At 64.7% G+C, this 18,528-nt stretch carries 16 protein-coding genes; 12 read left to right on the top strand and 4 right to left on the bottom strand.

What is annotated here, in order from left to right:
* Nucleotides 1–119: 119 nt before the first annotated feature.
* On the top strand, nucleotides 120–1,151 hold the full coding sequence (locus JQK88_RS15770) for a substrate-binding domain-containing protein (RefSeq protein ID WP_246501566.1): 1,032 nt from the start codon (nucleotides 120–122) through the stop codon (nucleotides 1,149–1,151).
* On the opposite strand, the gene JQK88_RS15765 is transcribed toward JQK88_RS15770, so the two are convergent.
* From JQK88_RS15765 to JQK88_RS15750, 4 genes are read right to left on the bottom strand one after another with little or no spacing between them, the layout of a single operon-like run.
* A complete protein-coding gene (locus tag JQK88_RS15765) occupies nucleotides 1,152–2,336 on the bottom strand; it encodes a mandelate racemase/muconate lactonizing enzyme family protein (RefSeq protein WP_192252042.1) in 1,185 nt (394 codons plus the stop codon). It abuts the gene before it with no gap.
* Between the two features lie 8 nt (nucleotides 2,337–2,344).
* Nucleotides 2,345–3,334 carry a transketolase family protein gene (locus tag JQK88_RS15760; protein WP_192252040.1) on the bottom strand — a complete coding sequence of 330 codons (990 nt, stop codon included), beginning with the start codon at nucleotides 3,332–3,334 and terminating at the stop codon, nucleotides 2,345–2,347.
* The gene (locus tag JQK88_RS15755; RefSeq protein WP_192252038.1) at nucleotides 3,331–4,179 is read right to left on the bottom strand and encodes a transketolase; all 849 of its coding nucleotides are present in this window, start codon (nucleotides 4,177–4,179) and stop codon (nucleotides 3,331–3,333) included. The genes JQK88_RS15760 and JQK88_RS15755 overlap by 4 nt, the downstream gene beginning before the upstream one ends.
* Nucleotides 4,180–4,183: 4 nt before the next feature.
* The gene (locus tag JQK88_RS15750) at nucleotides 4,184–4,978 is read right to left on the bottom strand and encodes an SDR family NAD(P)-dependent oxidoreductase (RefSeq protein ID WP_203278798.1); all 795 of its coding nucleotides are present in this window, start codon (nucleotides 4,976–4,978) and stop codon (nucleotides 4,184–4,186) included.
* Between the two features lie 122 nt (nucleotides 4,979–5,100).
* On the opposite strand from JQK88_RS15750, the gene JQK88_RS15745 reads away from it, so the two are divergent.
* The 11 genes from JQK88_RS15745 (at nucleotide 5,101) to JQK88_RS15695 (ending at nucleotide 18,521) form a co-directional block, all read left to right on the top strand.
* Nucleotides 5,101–6,321 carry a mandelate racemase/muconate lactonizing enzyme family protein gene (locus tag JQK88_RS15745; protein WP_192252032.1) on the top strand — a complete coding sequence of 407 codons (1,221 nt, stop codon included), beginning with the start codon at nucleotides 5,101–5,103 and terminating at the stop codon, nucleotides 6,319–6,321.
* Nucleotides 6,322–6,452: 131 nt separating this feature from the next.
* Nucleotides 6,453–8,846 (top strand): thiamine pyrophosphate-dependent enzyme, encoded by a 2,394-nt coding sequence (locus JQK88_RS15740; RefSeq protein ID WP_203278797.1) that lies wholly within the window; start codon nucleotides 6,453–6,455, stop codon nucleotides 8,844–8,846.
* A 32-nt stretch (nucleotides 8,847–8,878) separates the two neighbouring features.
* A complete protein-coding gene (locus tag JQK88_RS15735; RefSeq protein ID WP_192252028.1) occupies nucleotides 8,879–9,889 on the top strand; it encodes a C-terminal binding protein in 1,011 nt (336 codons plus the stop codon).
* Nucleotides 9,886–10,602 carry an E3 binding domain-containing protein gene (locus tag JQK88_RS15730; protein ID WP_192252026.1) on the top strand — a complete coding sequence of 239 codons (717 nt, stop codon included), beginning with the start codon at nucleotides 9,886–9,888 and terminating at the stop codon, nucleotides 10,600–10,602. Before JQK88_RS15735 ends, JQK88_RS15730 begins: the two co-directional genes overlap by 4 nt.
* A gap of 82 nt (nucleotides 10,603–10,684) precedes the next feature.
* Complete coding sequence (locus JQK88_RS15725) at nucleotides 10,685–11,455, top strand: GntR family transcriptional regulator (RefSeq protein WP_126067234.1); 771 nt, start codon at nucleotides 10,685–10,687, stop codon at nucleotides 11,453–11,455.
* Between the two features lie 310 nt (nucleotides 11,456–11,765).
* The gene (locus JQK88_RS15720; RefSeq protein WP_203278796.1) at nucleotides 11,766–12,830 is read left to right on the top strand and encodes a sugar ABC transporter substrate-binding protein; all 1,065 of its coding nucleotides are present in this window, start codon (nucleotides 11,766–11,768) and stop codon (nucleotides 12,828–12,830) included.
* A gap of 210 nt (nucleotides 12,831–13,040) precedes the next feature.
* Nucleotides 13,041–14,066, top strand: a complete 1,026-nt coding sequence (locus JQK88_RS15715; protein ID WP_246749840.1) for a substrate-binding domain-containing protein — start codon at nucleotides 13,041–13,043, stop codon at nucleotides 14,064–14,066.
* A gap of 68 nt (nucleotides 14,067–14,134) precedes the next feature.
* Entirely contained in the window at nucleotides 14,135–15,637 is a 1,503-nt protein-coding gene (locus JQK88_RS15710) for a sugar ABC transporter ATP-binding protein (RefSeq protein ID WP_246749839.1), read from the top strand.
* 57 nt (nucleotides 15,638–15,694) lie between these two features.
* Nucleotides 15,695–16,672, top strand: a complete 978-nt coding sequence (locus JQK88_RS15705; RefSeq protein WP_246501563.1) for an ABC transporter permease — start codon at nucleotides 15,695–15,697, stop codon at nucleotides 16,670–16,672.
* Nucleotides 16,669–17,637 (top strand): ABC transporter permease, encoded by a 969-nt coding sequence (locus JQK88_RS15700; protein ID WP_203278793.1) that lies wholly within the window; start codon nucleotides 16,669–16,671, stop codon nucleotides 17,635–17,637. Before JQK88_RS15705 ends, JQK88_RS15700 begins: the two co-directional genes overlap by 4 nt.
* Before the next feature lie 2 nt (nucleotides 17,638–17,639).
* Nucleotides 17,640–18,521, top strand: a complete 882-nt coding sequence (locus tag JQK88_RS15695) for an SMP-30/gluconolactonase/LRE family protein (protein ID WP_203278792.1) — start codon at nucleotides 17,640–17,642, stop codon at nucleotides 18,519–18,521.
* Nucleotides 18,522–18,528 lie beyond the last annotated feature (7 nt).

The following is an 18,528-nucleotide window of genomic DNA, read 5'->3' as shown; positions in this document are numbered from 1 at the left end:
TTCGCATCTCGGGGACAGCTTGGCGCATCGCTGGAAAGCGCCCCTTGCAACCGCTATGAATGGCTGATGTCGCGTGATCCGCAGGTCAGCGCTGGATCGCGCCTTCTTGGAGCATGGTGATGACCGATAGACCGCCGGCGGGCGAGAAGAAGCCGCAGCGCCTTGGCGTCCGCGAGATCGCCAAGCGCGTCGGCGTCGCGCCGATGACAGTATCGCGCGCGCTCTCCAATCCCGACATGGTCTCGCCGGAGACGCGCGCCAAGGTGCTCGAGGCTATCGAGCAGGCCGGCTTCGTGCCCAATCGGTTGGCGTCGAGCATGCGCGGCAATGGCCGCATGATCGGCACCGTGGTGCCGCCGCTGATCAATTCGGGCATCGCCGAACAGGTGCAAGGCATGTCGGACGAGTGCCATAAGAGCGGCTATTCGATGCTCCTGGTGCAGGGCGAATTCACGCAGGAAGCCGAGGAGAAATCGATCCGCAATCTGCTCGGCTGGCGTCCGGTCGGCATGATCCTGCAGAGCTTCGTGCAAAGCGAGGTCGCCCGCGCGCTTCTCAAGAGCAGCGGCGCGCCGGTGGTCGAGATATCCGAGATCAAGGGCCGCAAGCCGATCGACATGGTGGTCGGCGTCTCCAATTTCGAGACCGCCTATGCCATGACCATGCATCTGGCGGCCAAGGGCTACAAGCGCATCGGCTTCGTCTCGACGCCGATTCATGGCAATGACCGTCTGCAGCAGCGCCGCACCGGCTATCACGCCGCACTCACCGAACTCGGCATCAAGAACCATGACGACATGGAGGTCGAGGTGCCGATCACCGCCCAGGGCGGCGCCGAGGCTCTGGTGACGTTGACCTCTCGCCACAAGGACATCGACGCCATCTTCTTTTCCAGCGATACGCTGGCCGTCGGCGCCGTGCAGGAATGCCACCGCCGGCGCTGGGCGGTGCCGGGCAGGATTGCCATTGCCGGCTATGGCGACATGGATCTGGCAGCACAGCTTTATCCGCCTTTGACCACGGTGAAGGTCAACCGCTACGAAATGGGCCGTCGCGCGGTGCGGCAATTGCTGGCAAGGCTCGGCGGCAACACCAAGGTGCCGACCATCACCAGTCTCGGCTTCGAGATCGTCGACCGCGAGAGCGCGTGATCAGGTCTGCGGCTTGTTTGCCGGCTCTTCATGCCGCCCGAGCCGCTTTTCCCAGCCTTCGGCATGGACGTTGAGATAGGCGTGGGGATCGTAGGGGTGATCCTTGATGGCATTGATGTTGAGATCGATGCCTAGGCCCGGCGCGTCCGGCAGTGACAGCTGGCCGTTGCCCGGGTTGACGGTCGGATACCAGGTCACGAGGTCGCGCGTCCACGGCTCGTTGAAGGCGTCGAAATGCTCCTGGATGAGGAAGTTCGGCACCGCTGCCGCCAGTTGCAAACACACCGCTGTCGCCACCGGCCCGCCGCTCTGGTGCGGCGCGATATGGCTGCCATGCGCCAACGCCAGATTGGCCACCTGCATCGACGGCGCAATTCCGCCGAGCGACATCGGCTCCGGTTGGAAGATGTTGACGCCGCCGCCCGCGGCCAGCACGTAGAACTGGCCGACCGTGTCATACATCTCGCCGGTCGCCACCGGGATCGGCGAGCGATGCGCCACTTCGTGCACCGTCTCCTGCCTGTCGCGTGAGGTCGGCTCCTCCCACCAGTAGATATCCAGATCGGCGAATTTTTGCGCTGCTTGCAGGGCGGCGATCTCGGTGAAGCGCGCATGCACGTCGATCAGGATCAGCGTGTCCTTCGGCAGCTTGTCGCGCAGCGTCCGGCAGATGGCGTAGGACAGGTCCAGCTCCTCGCGCGAGATAAAACCTTGCGCGGTGCCGAACGGGTCGAGTTTGAACGCCTTGAAGCCTTTGGCCAGCACCGCCCTGGCTGCTTCGAGAAAGGCCTCCGGCGTGCGCTCCGTGCGGTACCAGCCATTGGCATAGCCGAGCACGCTGTCGCGCACCCGGCCGCCGAGCAACTGGTGGATCGGCACGCCGAGGCTCTTGCCCAGAATGTCCCAGCAGGCGACCTCGACCGCCGCGATTACCGTGCGGTGGATATGGCCGCCGTCGAGCGAAACGCTGTCCAGCATGCGCTTGGCCAGCGCATTGATGCGGCGCGGATCCTGGCCGATGGCGAGGTGCTTGAGCTCATGCACACCGGCTTCGGTGGTCTTGATGAAGCCGTTCAGCGTGCCTTCGCCGATGCCGTGAATGTCCTTGTCGGTATGGACTCTGACGAACAGCCAGTTCTTCCAGCCGGCGCCGACGGCAAAGGTCTCGATCTCGGTGATCTTCATGCGGAACCCTAACTCAACGCAGTGATCGTCGCGATGACGGCCTCGGTGGTCAGGCCGTATTTCGCCTGCAAGGTCGGCACCGCGCCGCATTCGATATAGCGGTCGGGCAGGCCGATGCGCGTCACTGTCTTCGCAATGCCGGCATCGAACAAGGTCTCGACGACAAGGCTCGCCAGTCCCCCGACCACGACATGGTTTTCTGCCGTGACAATACGGCCAACTGAGCCGGCAAACTCGGCCACCGCTTCGGCATCGAACGGCTTTATGGTCGGAACATGCAACACGCCGACGGAGATCCCCTGTTTGCGAAAGGCGTCCGCCGCGTCCAGCGCCCGCTCGGTCATGAAGCCGGTCGAGATGATGCCGACATCCGAGCCTTCGCGAAGCCGACGCGCCTTGCCGATCTCGAAGATATGGCCGGGTTCGAACACGACAGGCACGCTGCCGCGCAGCAGCCGCATATAGACCGGACCCCGATGTTCGGCGATCGCCTCGGTCGCAGCCTCGATCTCGGTTGCGTCGCAGGGATCGATGATGGTCAGTCCCGGGATCATGCGCATCAGCGCCAGGTCCTCGATCGCCTGATGCGTTCCGCCATAGCCGGTCGTCAGGCCGGGCAGGCCGGCGACGATCTTGACGTTGAGGTTGGAGTGGGCAAGCGCGATGGCGATGAAATCATAGGCGCGCCGCGTCGCGAACACGCCGTAGGTGGTGGCGAACGGCACCTTGCCGGTGCGCGCCAGCCCGGCGGCGACGGCGACCAGATTCTGTTCGGCCATGCCGACATTGAAGAAGCGGTCCGGGAAGGCGTCGCGAAACGGCAGGATGTCGGTGTATTTGCCGAGGTCGGCGGTCAGCCCGACGATATCGGGGCGGCTCTCGCCCAGCCTGGCCAGCGCCCGGCCGAACGGCGCTTCGACGCTCCGACGACCGCCGCCAAGCGCTTCGTCCTGGCCCAGGGCCAGCGCGCGTCCGGCCTCCATCGCAGCGCCTCTCATTGGGCTGCTCCCACGCCTTTTTCGAATTCGGCGATGATGCCGTCCCACTGCGCCACGTCGATGCGGAAGAAGTGCGATTTCTCGCTGCTCTCGATGCGCGGCACGCCCTTGCCCGGCAGCGTGCGCAGCACGATCGCCTTCGGCTTGCCGTTGCGTTGCCGTGCACCAGCCAGCGCGCCGACCACCGCCGTCATGTCGTTGCCGTCGATCTCGAATGTTTGCCAACCGAAGGCGCGCCATTTGTCGGCCACAGGTTCCATGTCGAGCACGACCGGTCCGTCGGCCTGGATGCCGTTGCAGTCGATCAGCGCCACCAGCCCGTCGAGCCTGAAATGGCTGGCCGACATCGCCGCTTCCCAGGTCGAGCCCTCCTGCATCTCGCCATCGGACAGCTCGACGAAGACGCGCGCGTCGGAACGGTCGACGCGCAAGCCCAGCGCCTGGCCGACACCTTGCCCCAGACCGTGGCCGAGCGAGCCGCCGATCATCTCCACGCCGGGCGTGGTGTCGAGCGTCGACATCTCAAGCCGGCTGTTGTCGGCGCCGTAGGTGGTGAGTTCCTCGACCGGTATGATGCCGGCCTCGGCCAGTGCGGCCCACAGCGCGATGGAATAGTGCCCGGTCGACATCAGGAAGCGGTCGCGATCGGGCCAGGTCAGATTGTGCGGGTCATAGCGCAATTCGTGGAAATAGAGCGCCGCCAGCGTATCGGCGATGCCGAGACCCTGGCCGATATAGCCTTGGCCCTGGCCGCGCGCCATGGTCAGCAGGTGGCGGCGCAGCCGCCTTGCCTTGTGTTCGAGCGCGCCGATGTCGGCGCTGCCGGGAGGGGAGTTTCGCAGCATCTGATCAGTCCTTGTCGAGCCCGCCCGACATGTTGAGCCGCTCGGCGGTCATGTATTTCGGCGCGTCGAGGCAGAGCCAGACGACCGCTTCGGCCACTTCGGAAATCTCGGCGCGGCGGCCGAGCGGGATGCGGCGAGTGCGCTCGTCGAGAAAGGCCTGCAGATCGTTGCGGCCGTTGGCGCGGGCGAGATCGGCCTCCGTCGAGCGCTGCATCTCGGTGTCCATCATGCCCGGCGCCAGGCTGTTGACCAGCACGCCATAAGGCGCCAGCGCCACCGCGGCGGCTCGGGTGATGGAATCGACGCCGGCCTTGCTCGCGGTGTAAGCGGTGTAGTCCGGCAGCGCCATGCGCGAGCCCGGCGAGGTGATGTTGACGATGCGCCCCGAACGCTGCTCGCGCATCACCCGGCCCGCCGCCTTGCAGGCCATGGCTAGCGCCGTGACATTGAGCGCCAGCGTGCGCGTCCACGCCTTGAACGTGGCGTCGAGGAACGGTTCGATCACGCCATAGCCGGCATTGTTGACCAGGATGTCGATGCCGCCCCAGCGCGCCACCACTTTTCCCACCGCCGCTTCCGGCGCATCTTCCCTCGTGAAATCGCCTGTTATGGTCTCGGTCTCCGCGCCGATTTCCCTGATTTGCCGGGCGGTTTCGGCCAGTCCTTCGCCATTGATGTCGGCAATTGCGACGGCACAGCCGCGCCGGGCCAACTGGATCGCCACCTCGCGGCCGAGGCCGCCGGCGGCACCGGTGACCAATGCTCGTTTTGGCGTGATATCCTGAATTTCGGCAGGCAAGCGAACACCCTCCCGGTGGCCATCTTGACGGGATTGATACCGGTACCATAAATGGCTGTCAACGGCGATGTGCTATTGTCCGTTGGCCGTGCGGTCTGGTCGGTATGTATGGGGAGGAAAAGATGAAAGTCGTCGCGCTCGAAACGCTGCAGCTGGCGGAATTTCCGTTCCTGTTCTGGCTGCGCGTCCACACCGATGCCGGCCTCATCGGCACCGGCGAGACCTTCTGGGCGCCGGGGCCGGTCGCCTCCTACATCCACGACAATGTCGCCGCCTATCTCCTGGGCAAGGACCCGCGCGACATCGAGTTGCATGACCGCACGCTGGGCAGCGTCTATGTCGGCGCGCGCGATTCCGGCGCCGAGGTGCGTGGCAATTCCGCCGTCAACATCGCGCTGTGGGATATCTATGGCCAGGCGCTCGGCGAGCCGGTCTGGCGGCTGCTTGGTGGTCGTACCCACAAGACCGTGCCGATCTACAACACTTGCGCCGGCTACAAGCATGTCCGCGCCACCAAAAAGAATGCCCTGTTCGAACGTGGCGAAGACTGGTCGCTCAAGGCTGGCGATTCGAATGAGGGACCGTATGAGGATCTCCTCGCCTGGCGCTACAACGCCGGCGATCTCGCCAGGAGCCTGAAATCGGAGGGCATCGGCGCCATGAAGATATGGCCGTTCGACATCGCCGCCGAGGCGTCGAAGGGCACCCGCATTTCGCTTGCCGATCTCGACAAGGCGCTGGAGCCGTTCCAGAAGATTCGCGACGCCGTCGGCCGCGACATGGAAATCATGGTTGAACTGCACGGCCTCTGGACTTTGCCGCCGGTGCTGCGCATCGCTGAGGCGCTGAAGCCCTACGACGTCACCTGGCTGGAGGAGCCGATCCGCTACAATGAGCTCGACGCCATGGCCGAGCTTGCCCGCCACACCTCGATACCCGTCGCCGCCAGCGAAAGGCTGGCTTCTCGGCAGATGTTCAAGCAGCTGATCGACAAGCGCGCGGCTAGCGTGATCATGATCGACCTTGCCTGGTGCGGCGGGCTCTCGGAAGCGCGCAAGATCGCCAACATGGCCGAGGCCAGCGAACTGCCGGTGACCTTGCACGACTGCACCGGGCCGATCGTCTATGCCGCCAGTTGCGCACTCTCGGCGACCTTGCCGAACGTCAACTACCAGGAAGCGGTGCGCGCCTACTTCACCGGCTGGTACACCGAGATTGTCGCCGACATTCCACCGGTCATCGATGGCCATGTCGCGCCGCTCGAAGGGCCGGGGCTTGGTCTCAGCCTGCGGCTGGAGCTGTTCCAGCGATCCGACGCGACGGTGCGCATTACGAAAATCTAGCCGTCATCAGGCTCTCTTCGGAGCCAGTAGACATTATGCTATTATAATCTATGATGGGCCGAAGCGGGCGATCTACAAGCTCGTTGCCGGCGCTTTGCCGCCCGGCACCAGACGGATTCAGGGAGGCTTTGGTGGCAATTTCTGCGGCGCGCGCACGCGAGTATTCCAGGGGTGCGCCAAACCTCCCCGACCGGAAGATCCTGCTCGACCTGTTCGAACGCATGGTGCTGTTGCGCCGCTTCGAAAGCATTGCCCAGATCGCTTGCCGCAAGGGCGAGACTCCCGGCTTCCTGCATCTCTATATCGGCGAGGAGGCGACGGGCGTCGGCGTCTGCGCGCATCTGCGCCCGACCGACTGGGTCACCTCGACCCACCGCGGCCATGGCCATGCGCTGGCCAAGGGCGGCAATCCCGGCCGGGTGATGGCCGAATTGTTCGGCAAGGCCGACGGCATCTGCGGCGGCCGCGGCGGCACCATGCATCTCTACGATCGCTCGGTTGGCCTGTTCGGCACCAACGGCATCGTCGCCGCCGGCATCGGCCATGCCGTCGGCATCGGCCTGAGCGCGCGCCAGCAAGGACGCGACGACGTCGGCGTCGCCTTCTTCGGCGACGGCGCCGCCAACCATGGCGGCTTCCACGAAGCACTCAACTTCGCCGCCGTGCAGCGGGCACCGGCGGTCTTCGTCTGCGAGAACAACCTCTACGCCACGGCGACGCCTCTCAACTCCGTCACGCTCAATCCCGAGATCGCCACCAAGGCCGCCTCCTACGGCATGCCCGGCGTGGCGGTGGACGGCAACGACGTCTTCGCCGTCTGGCTGGCGATGAAGGAAGCCACCGAACGCGCCCGCGCCGGCAAGGGCCCGACGCTGATCGAGGCCAAGACCTACCGCACCGTCGGCCACCATGAAGGCGATCCGGTCATCGGCACCTACCGGACGCAGGAAGAACTCGACGCCTGGATCAAGCGCGATCCGATCGACATGTTCCGCAAGAAGCTGATCGAGGAGTATGGCGTCGCCGATGCGGAAGCACTGGCGGCGATCGAAAGCCGGATCGAGAAGGTCGTCGAGGAGGCGCTGGCCTTCGCCCGCAACTCGCCCGAGCCCGATCCGGCGACCGTGCGGCTGCATGTCTTTGCCGATCCGATCAACCCGCCGGCTGCCTTGGCTTGGCGCGCCGTCGGCGAGACACGCACGCAGGGCTGGCTCGAAGCGGTGCGCGACGGCATTGCCGAGGAGATGCGCGCCAATCCGGCGATCCTCTATTTCGGCGAGGGCACGGGCGAGCGCGGCGGCAGTTTTGCTCACACCAAGAACCTCTGGCAGGAGTTCGGCGCCGAGCGGATGGTCGACACGCCGATTTCCGAACAGGGCTTTACCGCTGCCGCCGTCGGCGCCTCGGCCACCGGCGCCCGCACCGTCTCGGACCTGATGTTCGCCGACTTCGCCTTCGAGACCGCCGGGCAGATCTTCCTGCAGGCGGCCAAGCTGCGCTACATGACCAGCGGCCTGATGAGCGCGCCGATGGTGGTGCGCGTCGGCGCCGGCGCGCTGCGCAGCTCCGGCCCGCATCACAGCGGCATCTATCACCCGGTCTTCGCCCATGTGCCGGGGCTCATCGTTTGTGTGCCCTCGACCCCGGCAGACGCCAAGGGGTTGATGAAGACGGCGCTCAGGGCCGGTGATCCCGTCATCATGCTTGAACCCAAGGCACTGTTTGCCTCCAAGGGCGAAGTGCCGGTTGGCGAACATTATGTGCCGTTCGGCGTCGCGCGCATCGCACGGGCCGGCACCGACATCACCATCGTCGCCGCCGGCCAGATGGTGCAGCGCGCGCTGGAGGCGGCGCAAGCGCTGGCCACCGAAGGCATCGAGTCCGAAGTGATCGATCCGCGCACCATCATGCCGCTCGACATCGAGACAATCGTCGCCAGCGTGCGCAAGACTCATCGGCTGCTCATCGTCGACGAAGCCTGGGCAATGTGCGGCCTTGGCGGCGAGATCGCGCAAGCCATCAACGAGCTCGCCTTCGACGAACTCGACGCGCCGCCGGGAAGGCTGCACACCGCGCCGACCTCGCACCCCTTCGCGCCGGTGCTGGAGCGCGCCATGCTGGTCGACACGGACCGCATCGTCCAGGGTGTGCGCGACGTCATCGCGGGCAAACCGCCGGTGCCGGATCACTGGTACACGGTTGGCCTGAAAAGTGCTGCGCCGGTTAAGCCTGCGCCTGTCCCGGCCAAGGTGGCGCAGGCTCCGCCGCCAGCCCAGGCGCCCGCCAGCGACGACGAGCCGATAACGATGCCGTTCGGCGATCTCACCGTCAGCGAAGGCACCGTCGTCAAATGGCTGAAGGCGGTCGGCGATGCGGTCAAGGAGGGCGAGCTGATCGCCGAGATCGAGACCGACAAGGCCGTCGTCGAGATCGAAGCGCCGATCAGCGGTAAGCTCAGCGCGATCGACCAGCCGGTCGGCGCCGTCGTGCCGATGGGCGGCCGTATCGGTGGCATCAAGAAGTAGTCACCATCCAGCATGAAATCCGAAGGGCTAGCATGAAGATCCTGTGCGCCAACTGGCAAGCCGTCGACGAAGCCGAACTCGAGCGTGAGCACTATCCCGACATCGAGCTCATCCTCGCCCGCTCGACCAACGACAAGGCCGCCAGTCTCGATCCGGCTGTCTGCGAGACGGTCGATGCCGTCATCAACTATTCGCCGACCCACAATCTCGCGGCCGCTCCGTCGGCCTTTCCCAAGGCGAGGATCGCGGTGCGTTCCGGCGTCGGTTTCGACAACATCGACACGGCGGGCTGGGGCGCACGCGGGATTCCCGCCTGCAACGTACCGGACTACGGAACAACGGAAGTCGCCGACCACGCCATAGGCCTGATGCTGGCGCTGACGCGCGGCACTTCAGCCTATGGCGCGGAGCTTTCCGGCAATGGGGCAGAAGGCTGGCATTTCTCCAAGGCGCCGCTGGTGCGCCGGCACAAGGGCGCTACCTTCGGCATTGTCGGGCTTGGCCGCATCGGGCTGGCCACCGCCCGCCGCGCCGCCGCCTTCGACATGAAGGTTGTGTTCTACGATCCGCACCTTCTGTCCGGCGTCGACCTGTCGACCGGCTATGAGCGGGTCCATTCGCTGGCCGAGCTGATGGGGCGGGCGGATGTGGTCAGCATCCACGCGCCGTTGGGCGAGGAGACCCGCAAGCTGCTTGGCGAGGCCGCCTTCGCCGCCGCCAAGCCCGGGCTTGTCCTCATCAACACCGCGCGCGGCCCGATCGTCGATCTCGATGCACTGGAAGCCACCATGCGCGAGGGTACAGTCGCGGGGGCGGGGCTCGATGTGCTGCCGAACGAACCCGGCGATCTTGACCATCCGCTGCTGGCGGCGTGGCGCCGCCGTGAGCCGTGGATCGCCAACCGGCTGATCGTCACCCCGCACGCGGCCTTCTACAGTCCGGCCTCGATGCGCGACCTCAGGCTGAAATCGATCGAGGTGGTGCACGCCTATCTCGCCGAGGGCCGGCTCACCAACTGCGTCAATTCAGAGTATCTCAAATGAACATGGCGGTGGCGCAGTCCCAGCGGCTGGCTGTTTCGCCCTATGCACGCCGCCTGGCGCGCGAGCGCGCGCTCCCGCTTGAAACCCTTCGCGGCAGCGGTCCCGGCGGGCGCATCCTGGCAGCCGACGTGCTGGGTTTCGTTCCGGCCGCCGCGCCGGTGAACCTGCCCGACATCGTCGCCCCTTCTGTTGCTGCTCCCCGCATTGCCGCCTTTACGGCGTCGGTCGCGTTGACCGCGCTGCGAGACCTGCTGGCCGCGCTGGAGAGCACGGGGAGAGCGTTCGACCTCGACGATGTGCTACTGCGCGCGGCGGGTCGTGCATTTGGCGAGATCCCGGATGTCGCCAAGGTCGGCGACACTTCGGTGGCGCTGGAACTGGCAGGCCGGCAGGCGGTCTTTGCGACCATTCCTGAGATGTCCCTGACGCTGCTGCACGCAACGCGGCTTGCTGCCCTGGCTGACAATCGCGACTACGCCGAAATGCCGGCGCTGCTTTCCATCCTCGTGCTGCCGGCGAGTGACATCCGGCCGGTGATGCTGCCGCTGCTGCCGGGCCGCGGCATGCGTCTGGCTGTCTCGGTCAGCACGGCAGGCGACCATGCCGAATGCTTGCTGACGGCAGATACGGCAAGCGTTGACGAGGCGGTCGCCGCGGCGTGGTTCGCCGCCCTGAAATCGGCGATCGAACACCCGCTCCGGCTCTTCGTCTAGGACGGTTGATGGTCATCAGCCTTGTCTAGCCTCGAGGGGACGAAGCTATTATAAAAGCTTCGACACAGGCGCGACGAGGCTCATGGACAACTCCGTTCCCACCATCGACAGTCTTCCCCGGCGCACGCTCGGCCGCTCGAACGGGCCGCTCTATCGCCAGCTCGCCGACATATTGCGCGAGCCGATCGGCAACGGCACCTTTCCCGTCGGCGGCGAGCTGCCGAAGGAGGCGACCATCGCCGAGCATTTCGGCGTCAGCCTGATCACCGTGCGGCAAGCGTTGCGAGACCTCGAGGCCGATGGGCTGATTCGGAAGCGGTCGGCGAAACCGGCGGTGGTCACGGCGCGCAATCCGTCGGTCAATCTGAGCTGGAAATTCAAGAATTTTGCTGACATGGCGGCCTTCACCAAGGACGCGCAGCTGACGGTGAAATCCTATCGCAAGGAGGTTTCCCCCGTGCTCCAGCGCCATTTCGGCATGGCCAAGGACGAGGCGGGTTACTGCTTGCGCGGCATCCTGTCGGTGGGCGAGCAGAAGAAGGCGCAGATCACCAGCTATTTCCCGCCTGCTGTCGGAGCGAAGCTGAAGCGGGACGATTTTTCCGACGTGCTGATCTTTCGTTCGGTGCAAAGGCATCTCGGCCTGAGGCTGGACGTCGCGCATGTCACGGTCCGCGCCGAAATCGCCGACGAGGCCATCGCCGAAGACCTCGGCGTCGCTCTCGGCAGTGCGGTCCTGAGCGTGGAGATGCTTTATCAGTCAGCCGACCAGCAGAGCATCGAGTTCACCATTGCCCGGCATCCGGCCGATCTCTTCAGCATCAGCTACGACGCGCCGAACGATTTGGCGTGAGCCCCGATCGGCGGGCCTGATCGGCAGGACTGTCGCGTGCCGATTTCCCCGGCTCGCCCATGGACAGCTTTATAAAATTATAATAGCATCATAGCTAGGATGACGGCTGCGCGGAGGACCACGATCGAACGTGGATGCGTCGCCACTTCCCACGCTTGGCATTTGCCCGGTGCATGTCACCAAAATGCACAGCGGTTCCGGGGTAACGGCATGCACAAAAACAAAGTCTGTCCATAAGGGGGGTGCCTGCAAGGCACATGATAGGCGGCGGCGTTCGCGCGGCCGACAATAAACACGGGAGGAGGAAGTCATGAAAGCGGGCGTATTTTTCGCCGGCCTTGCGGTCATCGCGACGATTTTGCTTTCGATCGGTGCCGTGCCGGCCAATGCACAGGACAAGAAGCCCTACACCATCTATCTCTCAAACAATTTCGTCGGCAATGACTGGCGCCAGCAGATGCTGCGCAGCGCCGACATCGCGGTGAAAAAACCGCCGCTGGCCGGTCGTGTCGATCTGAAGGTCGAAGTGGTCGAGACCACGGTCCAGGCGCAGATCAATTCCCTCAACAACATCATTCGCAACAAGCCCGACGCCATCGTCATCGATGCCGGCTCCGGCGAAGCGCTCAACCCGACGATCCAGAAGGCTTGCGATGCCGGCATTCTGATCATCGCCTTCGATCAGATCGTCAGCGCGCCCTGCGCCTACACGATGGAGTCCGACTGGGGCCGGGCGCCGCGCGTCGAGGCCGAATGGCTGGTCAAGAAACTCGGCGGCAAGGGCAAAATCCTCGTCGACCGCGGGCTTGCCGGCGCGCCGATCTCCGCCCAGCTGCAGGGTGGTTTCGAGGAGGTCATCAAGAAATATCCCGGCATTGAAGTGGTCGGCTATTTCAACGGCGACTATGCGCTGGGACCGGAACAGGCCGGTGTCGCCAGCCTGCTGGCGGCCCACCCGCAAATCGACGCCATCTTCGTCCAGGGCTACGGCGCCGGAGCGCTCAAGGCGTTGCAGGACGCCGGCCGTCCGATCGTTCCGATCACCGGCAGTCCGTTCAACCTGACGACGACGACCTGTGCCCAGACGGAAGGCGCCCAGTGCATTCTGGCGCCCAACCCTGCCTATCTGTCGGCCGAGGCCCTGAAGCTGGCGGTCGAGATCCTCGACGGCAAGAAGCCGACGCAGAAGAAGATCCTGCTGCGCAATGCCTTCCTCACCACCGATCCGATCGCGTCGGAATTGTTCCCCGATGCCGCCATGCAGAAGATCGAGGTTGGCAAGAACGCCTTTCCGGATATGGCTCCCGGTCTGTTTCTTCCGGTCAGCCCGGACTGGGTTGAAATCACCCCTGCCGAGGCCGCCGGCGCGAAATGAGCGACGCCTGCAAATCGGCGGCGAAAATGGTCGCCTCGAAGCGCCTCCAATGCGCCTTGGCTTAAATTGACAAGGCGTATTGGTACCGGTATCAATTTATGTGCAGCACCCATCAAGATGGCGAAGTCCGTCGCTGGCTGATGCAGGAAACACGAAGGAGGAGAGACCATGAAACTGAGGACAGTTTGCTTAGGATTGGCAGCTGTTGCCATGTCTGCAATCGCCATCAGCACGGCGCCTGGCCGTGCCGAGGACAAGAAGCCCTACACCATCTACCTCTCGAACAATTTCGTTGGCAATGACTGGCGCCAGCAGATGGAGCGTGTCGCCACCGTTTCGGTCAACAAGGGGCCGCTGAAAGGCCGCGTCGACCTCAAGATCGAGAATGTCGAGAACACCGTTCAGGCGCAGATCAATTCGCTGAACAACATCATCCGCCAGAAGCCGGACGCCATCCTCGTCGATGCCGGTTCGGATTCGGCCTTGAACCCGACCATCAAGAAGGCCTGCGACGCCGGCATCGTCGTCATCAGCTTCGATCAGGTGGTGACCGAGCCCTGCGCCTATGCCGTCGCTTCCGACTGGGACCGCATCCCCTCCGTCATGGCCGAATGGATGGCCACGCAGCTTGGCGGCAAGGGCAACATCATCCTCGACCGTGGCCTTGCCGGCGCGCCGATCTCGGCACAATTGCAGCAGGGCTATGAGAAGGTGCTGGCCAAATATCCCGACATCAAGGTGGTCGGCTACTACAACGGCAACTACGCGCTCGGGCCGGAGCAGTCGGGGGTAGCGGCACTGCTTGCCGCCAATCCCCAGATCGACGGCATCATGACGCAAGGCTACGGCTCGGGCGCCATCCAGGCGCTGAAGGATGCAGGCCGGCCGATCGTCCCGGTCGTCGGCTTCTCCTACAACGTCGCCGCCCTGACCTGCGCGCAGACTAAAGGCGCCAAGTGCATCCTCGGCTCGAATCCGGCCTATCTTTCTTCGGAAGCGATCAAGCTTGCCGTCGACATTCTCGACACCGGCAAGAAGCCGGCCGAGCGCTCCGTCTCGGTCAAGGGTGATTTCGTCACCACCGATCCGTTCGAGTCGAAGCTCTATCCGGGCACCAAGATGATCAAGATCGCGGTCGGCGAGAATGCCTTCCCCGACCAGGCGCCCGGCCTGACGCTGCCGATCACGCCCGATTGGGTCGAGATCACCGCTGCGGAAGCTGCCGGCAGCAAGTAACATCATGTGACCACGACCCTGTCTCCCGACATCGCAGGATGTCGGGAGAGCTTTTCGAAGGCGCATTCATGGACCTCGTCACCGTCAAAGGCCTGTCCAAACGCTATGGCGGCATCGTCGCGCTGAGCGAAGCGACATTCAGTGCCCGCGCCGGCGAAGTGCACGCGCTGCTCGGCGAGAACGGCGCCGGAAAGAGCACCTTCATCCAGATCCTGTCCGGCGCGGTGCAGCATGATGGCGGCTCGATCCTGGTCGACGGTCAGGATTATCGTCCCGCCAACCCGGATGCTGCCCAGGCGCGCGGCATCGCCGCCGTCTTCCAGGAACTGTCGCTGATCCCCGACCTCAGCGTCGAGCAGAACATCTGGTTTCGCCACGAACCAAGGACGTTTCTGCGCACCATCAACCGCGCGGAGATGCGCCGCATGACGCTGGCGCTGCTCGACAAATACAAGTTCCCGACGCTGCGCCCCGAGCAGGAGTTGCGGCGGCTGACACTGGCCGAACGCCAGATCGTCGAGATCGCCAAGGGCCTGGCCAAGGATCCGCGCATCCTGATCCTCGATGAGGCGACCTCGGCGCTGCCGGCGCGAGAGGCGGAGTGGCTGCTCAAGCTCACCCGGCAACTGGCCGCCGAGGGCAGGCTGGTCATCTTCATCTCGCATCGCATGGCCGAGGTGCGCGCCATCGCCGACCGGCTGACCATCTTCCGCAATGGCAGCACCATTGCCGTGCATGAGGCCAATGCGGTGTCCGACAACGAGATCGTCACCCAGATGATCGGCAGGCATCTCGACCGACTCTACCCCGAACGGATTGCCACCGCGACCGATCGCATCGCGCTCAGCGTCAAGGGTTTTTCCAGCGGCAGCCGGCTCTCCGGCGTCGACTTCGCGCTGCGCGAAGGCGAGGTGCTCGGCGTTGGCGGCCTGCAGGGTCACGGCCAGCGTGAACTGTTCCAGTCGCTGTTCGGCGCCAGCAAGGCCAGTGGCAGCATCGAACTCTGGGGCAAGCCGGTTTCGATCGGCAATCCGCGCCAGGCGCTGATCGGCAAGGACGGCATTGCGCTGGTGCCGGAGGACCGGCGCGGGCAGGGCCTGCTTCTAACCAAGAGTGTGCGCGAGAACCTGACCCTGTCGGTCATCAGGCGTTTCACCGAAAACGGCTTGCTGAGCCGGCAAAAGGAAGCCGCCCTTGTCAAGGAGATGGTTGATTTCCTGCGCATCAAGGCCGGCACGCCGGAGCAGCTTGCCGGCACGCTTTCAGGCGGCAACCAGCAGAAGGTGATCTTCGGCAAGATGCTGCTCACGCAAGCGCGCGTGCTGTTGCTGTACGACCCGACGCGCGGCGTCGATGTCGGCACCAAGGGGGAGATCTTCCAGCTGATGCGGAATCTCGCGGCCAAGGGCTATGCGATCCTGTTCCATTCCAGCGACATGCCGGAACTCGTCCATGTCGCCGACCGCGTGCTGGTGATGCGCAACGGCGGCATCGCAGCCACTCTGGGGGGTGAGCGTATATCGGAAGCAAGCATTTTGCGCGCCGCCATGCTTGAAAGCGAGGCGGCCTGAGGCATGGTGATGTCAGTCGCAGAGAGACCTGTTGAGATGGCGCAAAGGCCGGCCGAAATGAAATCCGCCAGGCTAGGCATCGACTGGCGTGGCCGCGCGCTCGACCGCGCGCCGTTCCTGGTCGCATGCCTGATGCTGGCCCTGATCGTTGCCATCTATGGCAGCCTGCAATCCGGCGTCTTCTCGCTGGACGAGATCAACCTCGACACGGCGGCGGCGATGACGCTGATGCTGGCGGCAACCGGCCAGACCATCGTGCTGGTGCGCGGCGGCATCGATTTGTCGATCGGCGGCATGATCAGCCTCGGCACGGTGATCGCGGCGACACGCTTTACCGATGACCCCTCGACCGTCGCCTTGTGGGCGCTCGTCATTCTGGCGATCGGCTTCCTGATCGGCGCGTTCAACGGCCTGCTGATCTCGCTGCTCAAGCTGCAGCCCTTCCTGGTCACGCTCGCCACCTGGTCTATCCTCAACGGCGTTGCCATGATCATCCTGCCGACCGATGGCGGCAGCGTTCCCGGCTGGTGGGTCAGCTTCGGCTATGCCCAGCTCTTCGGCCTGACCAGCCCGGTCTGGATGCTGCTGGCGCTTTTGCTGTTCTGGTGGTGGTTCCGGGCGACGCGCGTCGGCGTCACCATCCAGGCGACAGGCTCCAACGAAAAATCGGCCTTCCTGTCGGGCGTCTCGATCACCCGCGTCAATGTCATCACCTACGGTCTTTCCGGCCTGTTCGCCGCGGGAGCGGCACTCTATCTGACGACACAGACCGGCGCCGGCTCGCCGACCATCGGCAAGGACTACATCCTGCCTTCGGTGGCGGCGGCAGTCATCGGCGGTGTCAGCCTGTTCGGCGGCCGCGGACATCTGGCCGGCACGCTGATCGGCGCTTTCGTGCTGACCCTCATTGGCAATCTGGTCTTCGTCCTGCATGTGTCGAGCTACTGGCAGCCGGTTGCTTCCGGCGTCATCCTTCTGCTCTCGGTGCTGGCGAGTTCCGTCGCCGAAAAGGCCGCAAGGAACCGTGTCCAATGAGCGCCTTCCTCGCCCGCAACCGGCTCATCGTGCTTGCCTATGCCGGCATGGTGGTGCTGCTCCTGGTCACCGCTTTGTTCTCGCCGGGCTTCCTGTCGGTCTCCAATATGCGCTCTACCGTCGTGCTGGCGGCCTTTGTCGGCATCGTCGCGCTCGGCCAGACCTTCGTCATCATCGGCGGCGGCATCGATCTGTCGGTGCCCTGGGTGCTCAATTCGGCGGCCATCGTCATGGCGCTGCTGTGCGGCGGCCAGGATCTGCCGCTGGTCTGGGTCATGCCGCTGCTGCTGGCCGGCGGCGCGTTCATCGGGCTGGTCAACGGCGTTGGCGTTGCCCAATTCGGCGTACCGCCAATCATCATGACGCTGGCCACCAACGTCATCCTGCAAGGGCTGATCCTGGTGCTGACCGGCGGTTCGCCGACCCCATCGGCGCCGGCTTTGATCCAGTACCTCTCGGTCGGGCGCATTGGCGGCTTCCCGGTCATCGCGCTGATCTGGCTTGCCCTGACCCTGGTGGCGACGCTGCTGCTTTCCAAGGCGGCGTTCGGCCGCCATCTCTATGCGCTCGGCACCAGCGCCACGGTCGCCGAATTCTCCGGCGTGCCGACAGCGCGCACCACCATCCTGACCTATGTCATCTCGGGCCTCACCGCCGCCTTTGCCGGCATGTTGCTCACCGGTTATTCCGGCCAGGCCTATCTCGGCATGGGCGACGCCTATCTGTTCACCTCGATCGCCGCGGTCGCCATCGGCGGTGCCTCGATCCTTGGCGGCAGCGGCCATTATCTCGGCACCGTCGCCGGCGCCATGGTGCTGACAATCCTCACCGGACTGCTGCCGGCACTGAACCTGTCCAGCGGCGCACTGCTCATCGTCTACGGCGCGGTGATCCTGCTCACCGTGTCGATCGGCAGCGAGACCTTTTCCGGGCTTGGCGGCAGGCTACGCGGAAAAGAGGGCTGACCATGGTCGAGATCACCTGTGTCGTCGATGCCAGGGCCGAACTCGGCGAAGGCACGCTTTGGGATGCCAAGGCCGGCGTACTCTGGTGGATCGACATCTGGAAGAAGCTGATCCACCGCTACGACCCCTCGACCGGCAAGGACGATGTCTTCGAGACGCCGGAATATCTCGGCTGCCTCGGCCTGCGCGAGAAGGGCGGCCTGGTGCTGACGATGACCGACGGCTTCCATTTCTTCGATCCGGCGACCGGCACATTCGAAGCGATCGTCGACCCGGAAGCGCATATGCCGAAAACCCGCTTCAACGACGGCAAGCCAGACCGCCAGGGGCGTTTCTGGTCGGGCACCATGTTCGAGGTGCCGGGCCAGCCGATCGAATTCATCGGCGCGCTCTACCGGCTCGATCCAGATCTTTCCGTGCACAAGATGATCGACGGCATCGGGTGCTCGAACGGGCTGGCCTGGAGCCCGGATTCGAAGATCATGTATTTCTCCGACAGCCATGCCGGGGCGGTCTGGGCCTATGATTTCGATCCCGCCACCGGCGACATCGAGAACCGCCGCACCTTCATCGACATGACGGTGACCGGCGGCCTCGCCGACGGCGCCACCGTCGATGCCGAGGGTTGCTATTGGGTGACCATACCGGTGACCAGCAAGGTCTGCCGCTACGATCCTGACGGCGAATTGATGCAGACGGTGATTCTGCCGACCGACCTGCCGACCTGCTGCGAATTCGGCGGCAAGGATCTCGACATCCTCTATGTCACCTCGGCGGTGCTCCGGCGTCCGGCCAGCCACTTTGTCGGCCAGAAGAATCCGGGCGGATTGTTCGCGCTCGACGTCGGCGTCAAGGGCCTGACCTTGCCGGCCTTCAAGGGCTGACTAGACG

It is taken from the genome of Mesorhizobium caraganae (assembly GCF_016836705.1).
In the GTDB taxonomy this organism is placed as follows: Bacteria; Pseudomonadota; Alphaproteobacteria; order Rhizobiales; family Rhizobiaceae; genus Mesorhizobium; species Mesorhizobium caraganae.
Note: the sequence above shows the minus strand (reverse complement) of the source record. Positions and strands in the feature narration are given on the sequence as shown.

Excerpts from the sequence above, each read along its gene's own strand:
- JQK88_RS15705 (WP_246501563.1), top strand. The coding sequence starts at position 15,695 with ATGAAATCCGCCAGGCTAGGCATCGACTGGCGTGGCCGCGCGCTCGAC.
- JQK88_RS15735 (WP_192252028.1), top strand. The coding sequence starts at position 8,879 with ATGAAGATCCTGTGCGCCAACTGGCAAGCCGTCGACGAAGCCGAACTC.
- JQK88_RS15720 (WP_203278796.1), top strand. The coding sequence starts at position 11,766 with ATGAAAGCGGGCGTATTTTTCGCCGGCCTTGCGGTCATCGCGACGATT.
- JQK88_RS15745 (WP_192252032.1), top strand. The coding sequence starts at position 5,101 with ATGAAAGTCGTCGCGCTCGAAACGCTGCAGCTGGCGGAATTTCCGTTC.
- JQK88_RS15760 (WP_192252040.1), bottom strand. The coding sequence starts at position 3,334 with ATGAGAGGCGCTGCGATGGAGGCCGGACGCGCGCTGGCCCTGGGCCAG.
- JQK88_RS15715 (WP_246749840.1), top strand. The coding sequence starts at position 13,041 with ATGTCTGCAATCGCCATCAGCACGGCGCCTGGCCGTGCCGAGGACAAG.
- JQK88_RS15770 (WP_246501566.1), top strand. The coding sequence starts at position 120 with ATGACCGATAGACCGCCGGCGGGCGAGAAGAAGCCGCAGCGCCTTGGC.
- JQK88_RS15710 (WP_246749839.1), top strand. The coding sequence starts at position 14,135 with ATGGACCTCGTCACCGTCAAAGGCCTGTCCAAACGCTATGGCGGCATC.
- JQK88_RS15695 (WP_203278792.1), top strand. The coding sequence starts at position 17,640 with ATGGTCGAGATCACCTGTGTCGTCGATGCCAGGGCCGAACTCGGCGAA.
- JQK88_RS15730 (WP_192252026.1), top strand. The coding sequence starts at position 9,886 with ATGAACATGGCGGTGGCGCAGTCCCAGCGGCTGGCTGTTTCGCCCTAT.
- JQK88_RS15755 (WP_192252038.1), bottom strand. The coding sequence starts at position 4,179 with ATGCTGCGAAACTCCCCTCCCGGCAGCGCCGACATCGGCGCGCTCGAA.
- JQK88_RS15700 (WP_203278793.1), top strand. The coding sequence starts at position 16,669 with ATGAGCGCCTTCCTCGCCCGCAACCGGCTCATCGTGCTTGCCTATGCC.
- JQK88_RS15725 (WP_126067234.1), top strand. The coding sequence starts at position 10,685 with ATGGACAACTCCGTTCCCACCATCGACAGTCTTCCCCGGCGCACGCTC.
- JQK88_RS15765 (WP_192252042.1), bottom strand. The coding sequence starts at position 2,336 with ATGAAGATCACCGAGATCGAGACCTTTGCCGTCGGCGCCGGCTGGAAG.